Source organism: Candidatus Omnitrophota bacterium, from assembly GCA_028716245.1.
Lineage (GTDB): Bacteria > Omnitrophota > Gorgyraeia > Gygaellales > Profunditerraquicolaceae > UBA6249.
In genome coordinates this window covers 130,764-151,874 of record JAQUQW010000003.1, presented here as the reverse complement: position 1 = coordinate 151,874, position 21,111 = coordinate 130,764, and the positions used below count along the sequence as shown (strand labels likewise).

Genomic DNA, 21,111 nt, shown 5'->3' with positions numbered 1-21,111 from the left:
GATATTGATCCTGAAGAAAATCAAATTTATCTTGATGTATTTAACGCCGGAATGAATATCTTTGGGAAAGAGAGGCAGGTTCTGGAAGGCTTTATCGCTTATATTAATAAAAATAGAGAGTTATTTGGTATTGAAGTGTTTCGCCCCGGGCAAAGAACTCAGCCTCTTGTTGTCCCGTTTAACTTTGACGGCGGTAGGCAGGAAGTTAACTTATGGATTAATAAAGGGTTAGCTAGCAGCAGGATAGCGCTTAAAGGAGTGTCTTTATCTGCTTTATTGAGTTTTGTTCGGGAAGTATTTAGAGAAAATAAGGATATAGCGCATGGTGAAGACTCGAATGTTTGGGAAGAATTGACAGTAATTAAAAATATAGCGCAATTGGATGAAGCTGTAACGCTAGAAGACGCCGCTATTAAGCTTAAAGCCAATATTTTAAATAAAGATTTAGCTGAATTTATGATTTTGTATTCGTATGAGCCAAATTTCAAACATGAACTCCAATTAGTGGTTTTAAAGTGTGAAAAACAAATCGAAAAGTTTATAAAAACAGGCAGCAATCCAAGAGATAAGTTTGGTGATATTGACTATGAAGTAACGCCTATTAGAATATATCAGGGAAGAGAAAGAAAAATTGATCTACACATACATGCGCCAAAACTTTGGATTGGGTTATTGCCTGCCAAGGCCGATTTTGAATACGTTATGCGTAATCAGCGAAGGGGAGAAGAAAAAGGTGACTATTTCGTGTTGCAGGAAGGTTTGTTGTTCAAATATTGTATAACCGGATATAGTGATTTATATGTACTAACAATTGATGGAAAGGAAACAGTAACTTGCCCTCGCACCTGGGATTATAAAAAAGCACGCTGGGAAGCCGCGCTTTATCTTTCAGAAAGAATTTCGGGAATAAACAGTTTTGTTTTTTCCGCTCCTAATGGATGGACAACAATTTTTGACCGAAACATTAATCTGGAAGAAGTATTAAATAGAAGCCAAGAACTTAATATCAGAGACGGCGGCAAGGCCGGAAGAGATGCGATAATTCCTTTATCGCAAATAAATATGGCCATTAAAAAATATCTTCTCCCAAGCGGCGAGGTTCAATGCGAACTTACCGGCGAAGCAAATAACCGCGTAGTTGCGTCTTTACATTTTATAATCAATAAAGATCATACGCTGATTGAAGAATTGTTAATTAAGAAAGATTATTTGGTAGAGCGGGGTTTTGGAAAATACGCTTTAATGTTTATTTTTGAAAGCATAGCCGATACCTATCCTAACATTAAAGATGTGCTCACCATTGCGCATTGTTATGAAAACGATAGATTAGAACAGATTGTAAAGCTTTTTGCCTTAAAGTTGGATTTCGACAGCGCGATAGTTTCGGGATTGATTTTAGACTGGGGGGAAATCGGTTACACTGTAAGATTCAAGAAAGGCTTATCTAACGGGCTGCGAGGGTATCTAGAAGAACTAAGGCAAAGAAAAGATACAATAATTCCCAACTATTTTGTTTCAGGAGCGGTAGGTTTATTAAGACAAAAAGGAGATCCAGCCGGGATCCAGGAATTAATAGACTATAGGCTTAGTATAGGAGCGTTGGTTCAAAAGAATACAATTTGCAGTTTCTATCCTGAGTTGGCCGGGAAAGAAAATGAAACTATTGCCAATCTAAACTGGAGAGCGGGGTTACTTAACGGCGGCAGCGCGAAAGTCTTTGACGGCGGGGTAAACGAAAACTTGAGCCTTTATGAAGAAATCTATCTGGAATTAAAAAATGGAGAAGAGAAATTAAGGATTTCTAAACAGGAGATAGAATCTTCTCCTGGCATATTAGAATTTTTTACCAAAATAAAAATTAACAAATTCGTAGAACTTGCGCGGATACATTCTGCCGCAGAACTCAATTTGGTCCTGAATTCCATAATAGAGGATAAAGGGATAACGGATAAGGATCTGTTGGTCAAAGGCATATCTTTATGGCCAAGGGTATTCTGGGATAGCGAATCGGTAAATTGGGGATTGGATGGGAATTTAAAGTCCAGGCTAAAACCCGAAATTTCAGAAGAGGCGGTTAAAGAGGCCTTAAAAAAGATTGCCAGAGGCCTGGATAATAAAGTCTATATTTATAAAAAATACAGTCCAGGCATAATTTATTTTATTTACGACCGCAAACAAAAAATAGGATTGACTGTTAGTATCAGAGAATCCACGGTTCAGGCCAACATTACCGAAATCAACATTCTTGAACTGCAAACAGTGCAAACCAAAGTAAGCGAAAAAACAGGCAAAGAATTATCGCCTGGAGACATAGAAAGATCAGTTCTTTTTGGCACGATAGTTCAAATTAAGACGGAAGGAAGAGGGGCTTATAAATCCGCGATGCCTATAATTTGGCGGCATTATATGCCCGGGACATTGTCTCAAGAAGGATGGAGGGCATATTTAAATTCGCTTAAATTAAGCCAGTACTTAATAAATATTTACTTAAAAATAGCCCAATATATATCCGCGAATAAAAACTATCTTGGGGATTATTCGTTTGAGCGTTTTTTCCTTAAATCATTAGTATTGTTGCATCATAGCAATGAGGAAATAGAAAAGGCAGTATTCGTGTCTTTAAGAGAAATAGAAGAGGCTTTGCGCCGCTCCAAAGGCTGGGGGGATTTAATAACGGATAACAAATTAAGGGAAATCGCCGGAGAGATTTCCGGCATTTATGAGGTTTCCGTAAAGAGGGGCACGACTTTAGGGTATTTCAGCCGTAATCCCATAAGGGTTACAAGATTAATTATCAAAGGCATAAAGGAGGCCGTGTTCCAGGAATGGGATGCTTTAAATAAAGATTCTGCCTTTGAATTTAAGCACACCGCCTTGCTTTCCGATTTATATTATCAGATACTGGGTATTGGAAAAGAAAACTGCTACTTAAGGAGCCTGCTATGCGGCAGGTATGCCTTTGCCGGTTCTGACGAGAATCCACTGGAAAATATTCACAATATAGTGTTCCTGGGAGAAAATTCGCATCCGGCAAAGCATTTAAGGAATGCCCTGCTTCATTTTATAGAAAATTATCGCGGAAAAGAGCCTCCTGTAATCATAGAGAACGGAAAATCTATTTCCCTGAAATTCACAATTGATTCTTTTATGGATTTCTTGATGGATAAAACGACGATCGGCTTGGCAAAAAAGGAATTAAGTTGGATTAATAACGGCAATCATCTGAAACAAAGTTTGCGGGAAGAACTGGAGAAACTTGAGGTTACCGAGAAAGGGTTTGCTCATTGCCTAAAAATGATGGATAAGCTTGAGAAAAGAGCTAATAGGGATAACCGCAAATTTCACATAATTTTAGGCATAAGTAATTTTTCAGCGCGCCTTGACGGCGGCCAAGCCAAAGATAAATTAGTAGCTGAATTTGTAAAAATAGAACCCAAAGTTTTTTTCACGAGAAGGCAGCTTGAGGTTATGCTTGGAACATTGCGGGGAAGGGCAATAGGCGAAATGAAATCAGAGACGCTCAAAGTACCGCGACAGCTTGGTTTGGTGGATGAGAAATTTGATACCACCCCAAAATTTACGGAATTTATCATGCGGCTTAAAGAGGGCAAAATAACAACGGATTATCTTTGGGAAAAGGGGCTTTCCAGGTGGCTGGATGATGAAAATGTAATGCTTGAGCAGACAGCGTTTGTAAAATCTCAAGCAGAATATTATAAGCTCCTTAAAAACTTTCAGGATAGATGTGAAGAACTAAAGTCTTTGATTTCGCAACAAAAATTAAATTTCTGTTCTGTGTTTATACTGGATAGGTTAGGTAAGAATAACCCGGATATAGCTAAATATACGCAGACGACCAAAGGAAATGTTAAATTTCATCTGCGTCATCTAAAAAAGCTTATTGATACGGATAGGGATAAACTTTGGGAAATTCTAACTAGCGTAAACCCTATTTCTCGCAAGATATTGAAAGAAACTTGCGTACCTGTTAAAAATAGCCACCTTAAAAAACCTAAAAAGGCCGCAGATGCACAAAAACCGAGAAAAACAGGATCTTCCATAAAAACTTCCGAAGTTCCTAAGATAGAAAAAGAAGCTGCCGTTAGCCTAAAAGAACTTGAAATATTGAGAAAAATCCCTGAAGAAGGGATCCCCGCGAAAGAACGGACAAAAAGCGGCCTTATAGCCAGATTAGGATCTTATGGAAATTTTAAATTACTGATGGCTTTAAAAACAGCCAAAGAAACACGCGATTTCTTTGATGACGAACCAGGTTGCCCCCTTAAATTAAGCTTGAAGGGGCGCTCTTTACTTGAGAATAAAAAAGACGGCGGCATGGCGGAAGCCAAAATAAACCAGGATGCGATAGAAGAGGTCTTTAGAAATAAACTAATAAAAATGGAGCTAAGAGACTTAATTGAGCATAATTTTGTAATTGCAAGAAAAGGCGAAGGTAAAAATATTAATTATAACCTCAATACTAATAAAGAGATAGAGGATATTGAAGGAACTCTATTTGAGCTTGCAGGTATAAATGAGAAAGCCAGGCAAGTTAAGTGCGGCTATTCGAGGGGAGAGGCCCTGGGAATATTGAAGAAGAATAATTTTGAAGTGGCGCCCACTTACCGAGAGGCAGGAGTGGATCGCCGCGCCATTGCCAGGGAGTTTAAGCAAGAAATAGAAGAACATAAGAGCAAAAATACACCAACAATATCACAGATAAAAGAAGAATATATAAAAGCGGGACATAAGAATGCTCCTGGAGCAAGAGCGCTTCATATCGGCCGGGAACGGTTTACTAGGATAATTAAAGAAGAGTTACGAAAGTATCCCGCGTTAGGCGAAGATTTTAAGATAGAAGTAGTAAAATTAATGAAAGAACGCAAGGAGAATATTGTTGCGTCAGGGGTTGTTTTTTCGCTTTACGATGGCGGCGGGAAAGACAAAAACGTATTTACGGTAGGGATGGCGTTTGATTCACTTGTAATAGTAGTAACCGCTGTATTCATTAAAGATTATTTATATAGCCACGCTAATCTATCGTTATTTATATTTACGCTCGGCGCGCTGGCGGCGAAGTTTATATTTAAAGAATGGCGGGAAATGCCGTTAAACGATTTCCGGAAAGGTATTCAATATGAAATGACCTTGCCGTTTAAAATATGGCGTATCCAAAAAGAATTGCATAGCCTGGGAATCAGCCAGGAGATGATTAGGAAGAATTTTTATGCGGGAGATAAATGGTTTTATTATTTGCACCCGGGTTATTTATTCTATCTAAAGGAAAGAAAGGCAGGTATAGATAATCTGAAAGAGATAACTTTAAAAATAATTGAATTAAGGGATAAAAAGATAGGAGAGGGTTATTTTATAAAAGATAATCACATAAGAGAAAAGTTAGGAGAGCTTATATGTGAAGTCCTGAATGGCAAAGTTTGGATGGTTAGGGCGTTTATCGATTATGAAAAAGCGCATTATTTATTTGCGCTTAAAGTTTTGAATCACTGTTTATTTAAAGGAATCTATCCTCTTGATCTTAAAGGCTTCATTGAAATTATGAAAAATTTCGGGATGGAACAAAAGGAAATAGAAAAGATTTATACCGATAGCCAGAAAAAACAAGACGGCGGGATTGTGCTTGTCCCTAATTATAATCGTTATAAAAGAAGGCCGCGGGCGGTTCAATTCCAATTGAAAGTATTCAGATCCAAAGGGTATTCTCCCAGGGAGCAGACAGAGCAGGCGATGAAAGATTTGCGTAAATGGCTGGGGAGCGTAAATAATATTAACCGCAAATATAACTCGTATACGGATACTACTGAAAGGGCAATCAAAAATGCGGAAGAATGGATTTCCGGATTTAACCCTGCTATTAAGGGTGATGTAAAACGCAAAGAAGATATCAAATCTATCGGGGAAGGGGCAAAAAGGTCCGCCAAGCTTCTTGTTTCGCTTGAGCGCATAAAGGGGGCAGGCGCTCAGCTACGGTTAAGGATGGGTAATCCTTTAGCGAATAAGAATTTATATTTTATCTATATGGCTGATAATGAGAAAAGGACGATTATTGACGACCTTTTCTGGATAAGAAATTATAACGAATTTATTTTTCAAAGGATGCTTGATAAGCCCATCGAACATCTGCAATATAAAATTACCATCGCTTTAAACATAATTTTGCGAGCGGATAAATTGCCGGTCATTGAGGATATAAATGACATCCGCGTCCTTCACTGCGTATTAGAGCTCATAAAGATAAAAGACATAGGATTTACTCAGGATGCGATTAACGAATTCATCAGGAGTGAATATAAGGATAAAGACAAGATTATAAAATTAAATGAACTATTGGGGGCGGCAAGAAAAGATGGCGGGCATGAACAGAAAACCCTCTTTATTAGTGGAAATGTTCCGCAGGTTACAAGTGATTGGGAGCTATTTATGTTATACAAATTTATTTTGCCGGATGGTAATTCTAAGGTTGTCGAACTTAATATCCCTTGGGATGCAATTAAGTTAGCGGCTGGTAAAATAGGGATAGATGCGGGTAAATATACGATTAGAGATTTGGATATATCTTGCGATAGATATTTCCTGGGCGCGAAAGTAACAGTGCTTAATATAAGAGTTATTCCTCTAGGGAAAGACATAAAGATGGTGGCTAAATATGATGAGAATAACCATGATCCGGAGTCTATTCTCGAAAGAGAGATGGTAATAATGAATCTGCTTAGTTATTCCGGTGTTAATTCCCCGGAGTTTCTCGGTAAGGCCAAAAATAAAAATAATCTATTTATGGAATATAAAGGAGAAATTACCTTGGAAGCAAGGCTGAGGCAAAAAATCAGCGATAAGAAGATTAGAGAAATGGGGATTAAATTTGCGGAAGAGGTTTTTAAGATGCACGAAGCAGGAATTATTCACGGTGATATCGCCGCGGACAATGTTCTTTTGGATAAAAACGGAGACCCGGTAATTATAGACTTTGGATTATCGGATATTCCTAAAAAAATAGATTTCGCAGCCAGGATAAATGAATTTGTTTGGTTTGATGCTACGAGATGGGTTGAACCCTGTGAAATTTTAACCGAAGAAGCAGCGTATGATTTGAAATACAAAAAATTCAGCGTAGTTTTCATGAGTTATTATATAGGATGCTATTTAAGAAAGTATGGCATAGAATGCATTGCAAGGGAAATAAATGGGTTAACAGTAGCGGAGAAAGAACCGATATCAAAAACATTATTAAGTTTGCAACCAGAAATCAAGCATCTTGAAAATAATCAATTATTTGAGAGTTTGCTGTGGTATCTAAAGGGGGATTCTGACGGCGGGAATAATCAGCCGTCTAAAAATACGGTAATCCAATTGCCGCCGGATTTAGAGTTGTATTTGAGCAATTTGTTCGGCTCTTCTCTCGAATGGGAAGTAATCGAATACATAATAAAAGTTTGGGGATATGAAAAGAAAGGTTTCCAGAGGAAAAATCTAGAGGATTATCTTTTACAAAAAAATATTATGAAGATCGAGGTCTTCAGGGTGTCCTTGAGGACCATCGGAAGATTAGGGGAATTAGGCGTAATTATACCGGGTGCCAGAGGATATTGCAAATTTGATCAGGCTGTTTGGCCGTTATTTTTAGCAAGGTTTAATGAAAAGTTCCATAAGCAGCAAAACGATGGCGGCGCGGCTTCGGAGATTGTAAAGCATAATCTTTCGATATTGGAAGGAGAGGAGTCTTTAAAAAAATACGCTTTGCCCGGAGGATTCACGGCGGGGAATAAAAATACAGGTATTGCCGCTGTCACAATAAACGCAGAAGGTAGAATCGTAAAGAGGAAGATATTGTTTGAAATAGAAGGCGGGGAAACAAAAGCTAACGTGTTTTTTGAAATCGGCGATAAAGTGGTTCATTTATGCCGGGATGACGATGGGATGGTTATTACCTGGGGAGATATCCATTTTAATTTAGTGGAAGCGGTTATGAGGTATAACGCGGAGGTTATCAAGCGGGGGGAAGAGTTTGCCTGGTATCTAAACTTAGGCATTATGGGAATTAAAGAGGGGAAATACCTTATCCGGAAGAATTGGTCTTTGATTTCAAAGCAGATGCCGGAACTTGATTTCTACTCAGATATAAAGGAAGCAGTGGAAGAGGCAAGAAAAGTTTACCTTAGAGGTGGCTTGGAGGCTCTGGAAGACCGCGCCAGGATAAAAGACCTCTTTGTTGATTTAATACCGGAGATACTCTGTGATCTTGAAGATAGCATAGAAGAAATTGGCAATATATTCATAGAAAATGTTTTAAAGGTTGTTAACGAACCCCAAAAAACAAAAAGTCCTTCCTTAGATTTGACTCAGCAGGTAATTTTCGCCAAAATAAGATTCAAAGCAGGGGATATAATCATAGAAAATCACGGTAAAGTAAGCATTGTTACTTGGGCAGCCAGGGAGAGGTTAAATTTAAAAACGCAAGATGGCACCGAATTTTATGATGCCATATCGTTGAAAAAAATGGTTATTAAGGGAATAAACACCGGGCTGGTATTGCATATTTACAGGATGCCTAAAGAACGAATGGCTGGCCAGAAGGGTTGGAATGGAAAAGACGGCGGCAGCCTGTACAAAGAAATCTTTCGGGGCGGCTCGCAGGAGAATGAGAAATATGGTTGTTTAAGTGATGCTATGAAATATCGGCAGATAAAACAAACGTTATTAAAGAAAGCGGAAATACTAAGGCAAAGGGGGGAATTTGTTGATTTTGTTGATGCTTTTGGTTTAATCGGAAGGTTTCATGTCTTTGCGTTTGAAGCTTTGTCTTATGGTATTCATCCTAAAGAATTGCCTTTAGATAAGTATAAATCTTTTAAACAATACACATGGCAGTTATGTTTGGAAGATATAAAAAAAGATTATAGATTTAAGCAAATAATAGAAGATAGTGATGGCATGATTGGCCCGGAGCGGGACACGGCCTTGATTTTACAGATAATCAAAATAAAAATAAGCAAAGAAAAGAAATCAAACACTATACCTGAATTTATAAGATTACTTTATGCGGAGATTGCGCGTGAAAGAAAAGTATTGAGACAGGAATTAGAGATATCCGAACCATATTTAAATCATTTATCCAAGTTTATGGCCAGAAAAATTACCGTTTTTTTGCCTGATGAGAAGTCAGATAGAATTGATCTGGTAAGAAAGGCAGTACGGGAAGTCCAGGATAAAATTAGAACGAGGATTAATTATCCTGATATAGAAGTAACAAAAAACAATTTAATCCCGGACGGCGGTTCTGCAGAAAAGCAGTTTGTAGAGATGTTAAAAAAGACGAGTTCCGTCCTAAAGGAAGGAAACTATATTAGCGCCTTTGTTAAAAATGTTCCCCAAGGTTTATCTATAAATCTTAAAACAGGTAAGATAACTAAAGATTCAATCCTTCAACTCCGGCAAGATAGCAAGGAAGGCCCGAATAATTATAGCCACCAAGACGCTAGAAGGGTATTTCGCTATAACACCCAGATGGAAGAATTAACCCGAAAAATAAATGAGGTCTCAAAGCGCATAACTGAATTGAGGCAAGATTATAAGGGCAGGGAAGCAGAAGGCGATTTTAATAAATTGATCGAATTAGAGCTAAACCATATTAGCAATGTATTATCAGGACTGGGTTTTATAGAAGGAGAGCAGGAGGGCGAGCCTACGGAGGACATTAAGTCTAAGCGGGACTATATCGAGAGAATAAGAAGGCGCATCAGCCGAGGAGAAAAAATTGATTGGGAAGAATTTGATAGAAATATGGCGGGGTGGAATTATTGGGGCAAAGACGGCGGGATAGCAGCAGAAGTTGAGGAGAAAGCATTTTTTGATGCGGATATAATTAAGATTAGCACTATAGAAAGGCCTTCGTACTATTTGGGCTTGATTGTGAGGTTCCTGTCTTCTGATTCCAATGACGTAGAAAAAGAATATGTTATTGCAGAACTCAATAAAAGAATTATGTTTTATCCGAACGAAATATTCCCTAAATTTCAGGCATTAGAGAATCACTGGCTTTCTAAAGACGATATCGGAAGATTTAAAGAAAAAAAAGAAGGAAAAGAATTTTTTGAGAATTTAAGAATAAGGTTAAATCAGGAAAATAAAGGCAGCGACATGGTAAGTGTAATTAATGGCGCTTCTGTAAAGGCGGAAACTGTTTCCCGCTCAATCGGGAAACGGGGCCGGTTGAGCGCCTCTGTTCTTCAGGATGGCGGCGCTCTAGATGAAGATAGCCAAGCGGAAGATTATCTAGAATTCTGCGAAGCTTGGCGTAATGCCTGTATTTATATTGCGAAGGGCGCAGGAAACTTTCACACTTTATATGGGCAGAAATTATCAATTCCTGGCTTACATATCAGGATGATGAAAGGTTCAGCCAATGCCTATGAAAGACTCAGCCAAATGAAAGGAAAGCGAATCGAACAGCGTTCACCTTATGAGCTGGAGTTTGTATATCAACCAAGGGCAAGAGAGTACAGCCAAGAACAGCCTTATGAGGGGAAGAGTAAAGAGCAGAAAGACGGCGGCGGGGCGCAATTAAAGAAGAAATTAGCTATAATAATTGGCCCGAAAGCAGATAGTTTATTAAGCAATAAATCTACACCGATTCATAAATTTTTATTTGCAACCCTGGAAATCCATAATTATGAAATAAAATTTTATGAAGAGGTTAACACTGTTACTAAATTAATCGAATGCGTCAAAGATGCCACTAAAGAACAGACGGCTTCTTTATTAGTTGTCATAGGACACGGCGACGGTGACGAGCAAACTATTAATTTGGGCTTAACACCGGAAGTTATCGAAGGATTTAAGGATAAGTTCATAAGAGAGACAGTAGAAACTGAAGTAAAAAATGGATCTATTCCTATAGCAGGGAATGAATTAGTAGATGAAATAAAAAAGCAATTAGGGGATCTTTATGCCGAATTAGAAATAAATTTAGAAAATTTGCATAGATTAAAAGAGATTCAGAATAAATTTTTATACGGATGCGCAATAGTTTTTTATTCCTGTGAAGCTGGCCAGGGCGAGGATAAGGAGAAAAACCTTGTTAATTCTATGCGAGATATTATTCCTCAAGCAAGATATATAATGGGCCCCCCAACCTCTATCGCAGGTTTAATGCATTGGATATTTAAAGGCGAAGAACTCGAAGATATACAATATCGCCTAGATATAGAAAAAGATATAGTCTATCAGCAAGCTGTAGAGGGTCTCATAGAAATTTCGCAGTTTGAACAAGAAAAATCTTCTTTAACAAGACAACAGATAGAAGATGAAATGAATTATTTTAATTCGCGTAGGCTGGAATTAAAGAAAATGCGGGCAGAAAGCCCTCACAAAATTAAAAGATTTTTTTATAAAGTTAAAGGTTCGGCATATCAGCTAACGGAAGAAAATCGTAGGAAAGGTTATGGTTCTATTCCCAAAGACGGCGGTTCCGCAGCAAAGCAGTTTGTAGAGACGCTAGAAGAGATGAGTCTTATTCTTCAGAAAGGAGACCATGAATCTTGGGAGATAGGCGAGCGTATTAAAAAAATAATTCGGGTTATCGAGATAAATCAATTAATGCAGGGAGAGATTGAAGATATAAAAAGTTATCTTAACGTCTTTACTAAAAATATCCCCCAAATTAATGAGGTTGTAACTAAGCACGGTTATTCTTTAGTCGAGGATTGGGAAAAATTTGTTACCGGCGCAATTATGAGATTAGAATTATCCGAAGATATAAAATTATCCACCCAAAAATATATCCATAAAGAGATGGACGGCTCCTTGATAGAAAAGATAGCAGGAGAATTAAGCAAGCTTTTACAACTTTCTGAAGGAGAAAAAAAGATATTTCCGTGGTTTAGAGCATGGCTTTATTTTTATTTCACATTGGAACCAAGGGTGTATATCGAAGCTCCCGGCGGATTGTTAGATAAATTACTTGGCAGGATTCCATTTAAGCGTAAAAAAATATTTGTTGAATACAGCGAAGAAGATTTTCCTGTTGCTTTGTTTTTCGGTACTCCGGGTTATATTCTTGTGGGAACGAGCTGGGAACCCCATGGAGGTTTATATATAAATCTTAAAACAGGTGAAATAACCAGCAGAGACCCGAGCTTTCAACGCCGGCAAGATAAAAAAGAAGACAGAGATGATATAAAACCTAAGACCGACGGTGGTAAGGGTGCAGGCAGTGGCACAACCAGATACCCTTCTGTGGCAAGAGATGATTCTATTCTTCAAGATGGCGGAGCCGGGGAATCTAAAACGGAAGCGGAAAAAGAGAGGGTTAACAGAGAATGGAATTATCTAAAGATAATTGATTTTGCTGAACTTGAGAAAAATTTAGGGGTTGCTTGGGATAACGCGAGGTGGGTGTTTGGCGATCAGCCGGTGAATATGTTTATAGAGTACTTAAGAGTCTCGGGAAGAGTGCGCGCCGGGCCATCTGAATTTTTTTCAGGAGTATTTCTACCCGATAAAGGTATTTTCCTGGATGAAGAATATTTAAATAAGCCTGTTGTTGAGTTGTTCATCATTTTACTTATAAGATTCGGAGATTATTTACGCGAGAATGGGTTATTAGAAGAAGCTGGTTTATTGACAGCCGCGCCAACCCCAAGCATAAAACAGCCCTCACCGGAATTCCTCACAATAAAAATTAGCGAATTAAAGATTCTGCTTGAAGGCTTGGGTTATCCTCTTGTAAAGATAAATGGTTTAACCGATGAATTTGTTGAGCTGTTTAAAAACATAGGCTTTGAAAGTTTTTGGCAGAAAGCTGCTCTTATAAAAGATAATACCCCCGAATTAATCGGATTATTAAGAGATTTGATGATTGCGCTTTTTGAAAATGGCTACTTTAATTTTAGGTTGGGTTTTCTTAGCAGCCGCTTCTTAGTTTATTTTAATGTGTCTATCATTGGTGAGAAGATAGAAAAGGCGGATATTTCTCAAGAAGAAAAAGAAAAATTAAAGCGGCTGTTAATCTTTGCAACTCAAAGTCGCTCTACTTTTTTAGAAAATGTTAAACCTCTGCGCAGAGATTTGATTTCCTTTTTGGATGAGCAAGATATTTTCTCTACTATTGAAGAAGCGATTAAGTTTTGGGCTAAAGCGGTTGCCCTTTATCCCTGGAGTCCAGAATTACTTAGTCAGCTTCCCGCTGAGATCAGGCCTAAAGTCGAAGAACAAATTAAAGCCATAAAAGCAGGATCCGACGGCGGGGCGGGGGATGAAACTGAGATTAAAGAAGTACGATTACGAGAACGAATAGAAAAGATAAAAGAAATTATTGTAGATGCTGCAAAGCGTTGTCACGGGCGCAACTTCGTTGTGACGATAATATTTGATACCGATATTTATACTAGTTTTTTAAAACCGGGAGAAAAAGGTGCAGTCGGCGAAGTTCATCTGAATATAGGAAAACCCAGATTTTTACATCCAGATCTTAGGACCGCATCGGATAAAGAAATAGCCTTTATTATAGCTCATGAAATTGCTCATTGGACGCAAAGCCGATTATTAGGGATAGAGGTCTTATTGCTTTACGCATTGATTATTACAATTGTAGCTTTAACAATGGTAGGCATATTCTTCGGATGGAGTGTAACTTTAAGCTTAGCATTATTTGTAATCGGACAACTTCTCTGGATTCCGATATACGTTAGCTGGTGGAAAGAAAAAAGGGCAGATAAAATAGGTTTATTTTATATGAAATTAGCCGGTTTTGATGATCTGGAAGTTTTATTGAGAATTATGTCAAAGGCAGACAGGCTTAATTTTCTTAAAAGAACTCCGGCAGTAAAAAGAGTAATTGCTGAGTTGAGAGATAAAAAAGGAGATGCTTTTATCCCAAGCGATGGCGAAGCAAAGGACGGCGGCGACTTTACTCCCGCAGGCCAGTTTATTGCCGGTAGCGCAAGGTTTACCAATCTTTTTATAGTTAAGAGTTTCCTATATGCGGGTTATTTGGCTTATAGGGTCAACTTGGAGTATCTGAAAAAATCAGGAAAAATAACCGGCCCTCCGGGAATCCGCCATATCGCTGCCCTTTTTTACCCCCTTGCCCGCCGCCTAGATAACGGCCAGTTCTATTTCAACATTCCTAAAGGCGAAATAAACAAAATCCTTAGTAATAAATTCAAATATCCATCAGAAATTATCAGCTGGTTTTTCCTGCAGATTAAATTTTATGAGTCGTCCGCTACGAAAAAAGAGGCGGAAAGCTTCCAGGAAGATTGTTTTAACCTTATTCGCTTAAATTGCTTCAACAAAGACGGCGGGGAAAAGACCAGGGATTGTTTAATACGGTTTGGGGTTAGTCCTGACAGCAACATCGGCGTCTCTTTGACGGATAATGAAGCTGATGTTATCGTCAGTTTTTTAAATGAGATAAAAGACAGATTTAAGCCGGAGGCAAAGGGAGAGAAGCCCTGGGAGTATATTAAAAGTTTTGAACAAATACTCCGGGAATATAACATTACGTTGGCTTTGGCTGATATGCATTCTTTAGAGAATTTTCCTTTGAATAATGAGGTTAATGATGTAGATCAAACTATTATTAAATTTACGGAGAGCGGTATAGTAGATTTGGATGATTTGCATGGGAAATTATCCAAGAATTATGGCAGTAATCGGGATTGGATAAAATTTCTTGTGCAAAAGAACATCCGGAAAGAAGAGGTATTGCAGGAATATCTAAAAAATTATCTTAAGGACGCCAGGTATTTATTTAAGCATCATACTTTGAAGCGGATAGAAGATAGGGCTTTATACCGTCAATGGGTGTCATTGGAATTAGATAAAAAGTATTTGTTTGATTGGAACAAAGTTCCGTCTAATGGCTGGAATAAATTTTCTGAATTTCTAAAGCAGAATTTTGGCCTGCTGGGTTTGGAAACGGTCAAGATTGAAAAAAGCGACGATGGGATGACGCTGATAGTTTTTGCAGGAAAAAATTTGGTTACGCTTGAAATTAACTGTGAAAAGACATCGGTAAATATGCGGATTAATGACGGCAGGAATTATCAGCTTTTTGTGGAGAGAAGGAACGGGGAGTTAAATATATACGACAGAGTGTTTTTAAAGAAAGATAATAATGGGTGTACTAAATTATCGCCAGAGGATAAATTTTTTCTTAAGTTACTTAAGGAAGTTCTTCCGAAAAAAGACGGCGGGGCGGTTGCGTCTTCTTTGGAGGACAATGCAATCGAAGCTCAGCTTAAAAATGTAATGGAAGGATATGATCTATTAAAGGAGTTAATTTACAATAGACACAAAGAACCTGTCAACGATCAAGAAAAGTTAAATAAGTTTAAATTCTTCTTCGCAGAACGATTAGAGGAACTTAACGTAGATGAGGCTATCGCCCCTCCTGAGGTTTATGCCACTAAAGATAAAATTCTAATCGATGTGACTATGGGCTGGACAGTGATAATTTCTGATATGCAATCAGAGGAGGTGATAGCTTCAGGGGGTAAGCCTGTTCCTTTTAATCTGTGTTCTGGGTTGATTATAAAAGGATGCAAAGATAATAACATTGTATTGGCGCTTTCTCATATTCCTACAGGTACGGTAACTGCTAAGTATCTTCTCTTAAAATTAGAAGAAATGGGAGTTAAAGATTTACAGTCAGTACTATTTTGCCAGGACTACTATCTTAAAGATTTTCGAGATTTGTTAGGAACAAGGACAAATATTTTAGAATCTTTCTCTTATTCTTGGGGCAGCGAGAATAAGGTTGTGGCTACGAGTAAAGGAGTACTGATAAAAAGTACATTTATCAATAGGAAGCAAAAAGAAAAAATTATTGTTTTTCCTAATTGTTCGCCTATAGGCTTAGAAAACGAGCTAAAAGTAAATTTTTTATTGCTAAAACAGGTTTATGATGAAATTCCATTTAGTAGTCTTGATAAAGATAAAGAAGAATTTAAGCCTTTATTTGAAACAAATGTATTGTTAATAGAATTAGGAGAAGAAATAGAAAAATTTGTGCAAAATCCAAATAAACAAGATTTCGAGACAATATTTCTGATTACTAAATTAATAGTATCTCTTGGGCAACTTTTTAAAGATTACGCTCAGAATACAATTTATGATATAGAAAAAAATATTATTGGCTATGAAAATTATAAAATTGAAGTAAGCCATCTAGAAAAAAGCAGAGAAGAGCTATTAAAAAAGGGTGGATTAAGGTTTCTTTTTGGTATACCGCTTATGGATAAAAATTTAGCTATTTATAAAGATAGAATAGATAAAACGCGAAAAAGTCTTAAGGTGCATAGAGAGTATCTCAGAAGACAGCATCAGGTATCACAAAAAGATTTAGACAGTGGGTTAGGAGATAGTAAACATCATGTTTCAGGCAAGAATATGTTTAAAGCTGCGGCAAAATATCCGGAAGTAAGCGAAGAATTTGAGTTGCTGGGTAACGCGTATACAAAAATAATTAAAAGAGCGAAAAAGCTAGGAATTATTTCTTATCGCGGCCCTCCAGAGGATTTTGCTGTTGCCCTGCACATTAAAGGTAATATCTGGAATATCCCCGAACGAAAAGTAAGAAGCATCCTGTCAGAATTAGATTACAGCCCGGAAGCCATTGATTTTATAATTGAACAAACATACTTGCATGAATCCTACGATTCCCATGATCTGGCTATTCAAGCCCAACGAGTTTATTTTTTAGAATCCATCTTTAAGAGAGGATCAGAACACCGTGATTATCTAGGAACGGCTCAGATATTAGTAAATATTGCCTGTGGTATTGAGGGTCATTTATCTAAACAAGCCTATCTTGCCTTAGAAAACATTCTTGCCCAGAATGAAAAATATCCCCGGTCATTATACCGGGTTATTAACGCTTTTGATCAAATTACCTATCTCAAGCCAGAAATTATTACTCATACTGCCGTAGATTATTTAAAAAACATTCTTAGCGCCAAAGAACCAGATTTATCAGTTCAGGCTGCGGCTGGGCATACTCTGAGCGATATAGTGTGGAGATGTCCTGCGCCAGTTGCCAAACAGGCATTTCTTGCTTTAGAAACCATTCTTTCCTTAAAAGTATTCGAGCCCTTGATGTATGCGGAAATTTCCCGAAACTTCAACCGCATTTCTTCTATGAGGCCAGAAGTTATTATAGATAATACAGTTAACGTTCTTAAGAACATCTTAGGAACAAAAGGCCTTGATCTGACAGTTTATAGCGTAACTATAAATATTTTAGGCCATATCGCCATAAATGCCCCTGAAAATATCGCTAAAGAGGCGGCTATTTTTCTTGGAGACATTTTTAAGAATAAGGAACTAAATTCTATTATTTACACATCAGCCGCTTACAAGCTGAGCGATGTCGTGGTCAAGAGGCCTGGAGTAGTTATTTTGTCTAAACAGGATTTAATCCGTAATATATTTGAAATTATAAGTTTAAATGATAATTGGATAGCTTATATAGCTATGCTTAATCTTTTGACTTCCTTGGGTTACGACACGCAAAACTTAAGCTGTATTTTGGATGATGATTTCCCAAACAGCACAAGAAGGATTCATCAGGATTTTATCCGATTAGTAAACAAAATAAATAATGATTACAAAGATATTATTACCCGTATCACGGTCCTACCGTGTTCTTTTACTAAGCACACCATAATGTTTGGCTCGGATATTGATGGGTTAGTTATTGTTTATAATAGCGAAGCCAGCCTGGAAGAAGTAAACAGGGCAGAACTGGAATTTTCAGCGGGATTGCGAAATATGGGAATATCTAATTGGGCTCCGAATGAATGGAGCGTGGAATTGTGGCGTGATATTGGCAAGCCGCTGGTAATTTTCGATAAAGGAAAATTTGATTTGTCCAAGATAGGCGAAGCGGGGGTTTGGAGAGTTAAAGCGGGTTTACGGGAAAAGCTGTTTAATACATATAAAATACTTTCTCCTGCCGAAAGAGACCTCTTAAGAAAAATAAACGGGATGAGCGCTTCAGGCGCGATATTAGATTTTCCTATTAACTTATATATTTTGGAAAGTAGTGTGCGGGTTTTAAAAGAATTGAATTCTAAAGAATTGATTTTTTTGGATGAAGCGAGAATGGAGATTAAGAGCGGGTGGGGTATAGAGCGTAGTGTTAATTATGAGATAGCAAAGGATAATAACAATGTTCTATCTGTTTTTACTTCCGGAAATGTTGCTGCTAAAGAGCAATTAGACGGCGGGATGGGAGAAAAAGCAGAAAAAATGGAAACGTTCCCAATTATTTCAGATATGTTAAAAAAACTTTTGATGAATTTAGCAAAGAGTGGTAAAGAGACCGGCCCTCCGGGTAAACAATTACGGAATCTTATTGAAGAAGAGCAAAGAGATTTAGAAAAAAGTATCCAGAAGCTCACCGAAGAAAACCAAATAAAAATTCAAGCGCTCCTACCGATTGTAGAAAAAATAACCTCCTTTGAGCCGCGAATGCGGCAGCTTTCCGATAAAGAGTTACAGGAAAAAACAAATGAATTTAGGGCTCGCCTTGATAAAGGCCAAACACGGGATGAGATTTTACCCGAGGCATTTGCTGTGGTGCGCGAGGCATTTTGGCGGCTTAAAGGGATAAGATTATACGATGTGCAGATGATTGGCGGCATAGTAATGTATCAAGGTAAAGTAGCTGAAATAAAAACCGGAGAGGGTAAAACCTACGTTGCGATGTTACCCGCTTATTTACACGCTTTAAGCAGCCAAAAAGTGCATATTATCACTCAAAACGATTATCTGGCAAAGAGAGATTATCAAAAAACACGCAAGCTATATGAATTTCTAGGTTTGAGCGTTGGGCTAATACAAGACGTAGGCACAGCTAAAAGAATAAGTAAAAATAATATTGCTGATGTATTAGGCTCTATATTATTAGGTGTGTTTTTAGTTGGTATGTCTTTTATGCCTTTGTTTATGGTTTTTAGTATTGCGTTCCTATTTTCTGAGAGCGAGATAATTTCTGGAATTTTTGTCATAGCAATGGTTTTATTTGCTTATTTAATGATTCCAGAACTTTTCTCGTTAATATCTCCATTTAGAACAATCAAGGCCATTATTTTAAAGATAGAAGGGCCATTTAGAAAAGAAGTCTACAAAAAAGATATAGTATTTACAACTCCCAGTACGGGTTTTGATTATCTTAGAGGAAACTTATCTTATTCACAATTAGCAGAGACATTTGCCATTTTGGATGAAGTAGACTATTCATTTATTGATCTAAATGGTTCAGCGTTAGGGTTTGCTTATGTTGTAGGAAGGGGCAAAGGTAAATATTTAAAGCAGATAGCCGAAGAATTAAAATTAGGCAGTGACTATGTAATTGAAAAAGGAAATATTACATTAACCTCTGAAGGAGAGGTAAATGTAAACAGAATATTAACCAAAAAATGGAGAAAAGAATATGGTACAAAAGATGCCATTGAGTATGGATATTCCAGTAAATATACAGCGGTATCGCTTGAGATATTAACCAATTTGGAGTTTATTAAAGCATATCTTAAGGTAAAAATCTCCTATCGCAAAGGAGTGCATTATTTAGTGGAAAAAGGAGAGATTAAAGTAATTGATCAGTCAACCGGAAGAAAAAAACCAAATAGCAGGTACGCGTTAGGAATTCACCAATTATTGGAATTAAAAGAAAATCTCAACACTAAAAAAGATACTCGTTTAGTGACATTGCCCCTTCCAATATTCTTCCAATTTTACAGGAAAAAATCTGGTATGAGCGGCACGGCTGATTTTAATTTCGCAAAGGAGGAATTAAAGAGAATTTATGGCATTTCTGATGTAGTCGTAATTCCTACAAGAAAACCAAACATAAGAGATGACCTCCTTCCAAAAATATTTTTAAACGCTACAATTCAATACCAAGCTCTAGTTGATAAGATTGAAGAGTTATACAGAGCGAAAAGACCTGTATTAGCAGCGACAGCATCGGATAGTGAATCTGAGCGGTTAAGCAGAATGCTGAAAGAAAAAGGTATCAGACATAAGGTGCTTAATGCCAAAACAGAAAAGTATGAAGCAAAGATTGTAAAAGAGGCAGGTAAAATCGGCGCAGTGACTGTGTCTACTAATATAGCAGGGAGAGGTACTGATATTATATTAACTAAAGAAGCAGTAAAGCTTGGGGGGCTATTTGTGGTTTCAACAACCTTAAGCCAAATAAGTTTAAGGCTTGATTATCAATTAAAGGGCAGGGCCGCAAGACAGGGGCAGCCTGGAGAGACACAGGATTTTATCGTTTTACCACAAACTATAAAAGAAAGATTCAACGCTAGCTTAGTTTTAAAAGAGGATGGGGCTATAGATTTGCAAAAACGGCCGGAACTTTTAGAAGTAGTAAAAAAGAACCAGGAAGATTCTGAAAAAAATGGTTATCATCACCGGTTAATACAATTTATGATTGATTATATTTTTTACCAGCAAGAACGCCTAGGCGGAAAATTACATCCTGGAAAATGGAAAGATTATTGTCTTTGGAGAGAAAGTTATTTAATTAATACATCAGATACTCATACAGAAAAAGGTTATGAAGAGTTTAAAAAAGTCAGTTTCGAAAGATTTGAAGATATATTATCCAAAGAATACTGGGTAGAAGATCCCTTTGGGAACAAAGAGAAGGTAAGTAGAAATAAAGAATGTATTGAAGAGTGGCCGGTAAGAAAAAAAGAAATCGAAGATAAAGAGGGGCAAGTTTTGCAAGAGGAGATATTACCAGCGGAAACAGTTGAAAATAGTATCCCTGCGGATATATCTATAAAACAATTATTATTCTCCGTGAATTCATTGCTATTAATTTTAATTTGGCATATTTTTCTCTACCATAACCAGGTCATGATTTTATAGATTTCAGAAATATTAAGTGTAACTTATGTCCAATCTTAATAATAGAGCGTATTATTGTCCATTCTGGCTTGATATTTGTCCAATCTGGATAAGTGCACTTTAAATTCATATTAAGGCGAGTCTGACAGGCGAAAAACCAGGGAACGTGTCTATTTTTTAAGAAAGTATGACTCTGGTAAAAAATAGAAACGTTCCCTATCTAACTTACGT

The 21,111-nt window shown here is 37.4% G+C and carries 1 protein-coding gene; it reads left to right on the top strand.

Features of this window, described 5'->3' with window-relative positions:
• Positions 1-51 precede the first annotated feature (51 nt).
• On the top strand, positions 52-20,901 hold the full coding sequence (locus PHG87_06610) for a protein kinase (protein ID MDD5477848.1): 20,850 nt from the start codon (positions 52-54) through the stop codon (positions 20,899-20,901).
• Positions 20,902-21,111 lie beyond the last annotated feature (210 nt).

Coding starts and splice junctions, on each gene's coding strand:
- PHG87_06610 (MDD5477848.1), top strand. CDS start 52: ATGAATATCTTTGGGAAAGAGAGGCAGGTTCTGGAAGGCTTTATCGCT.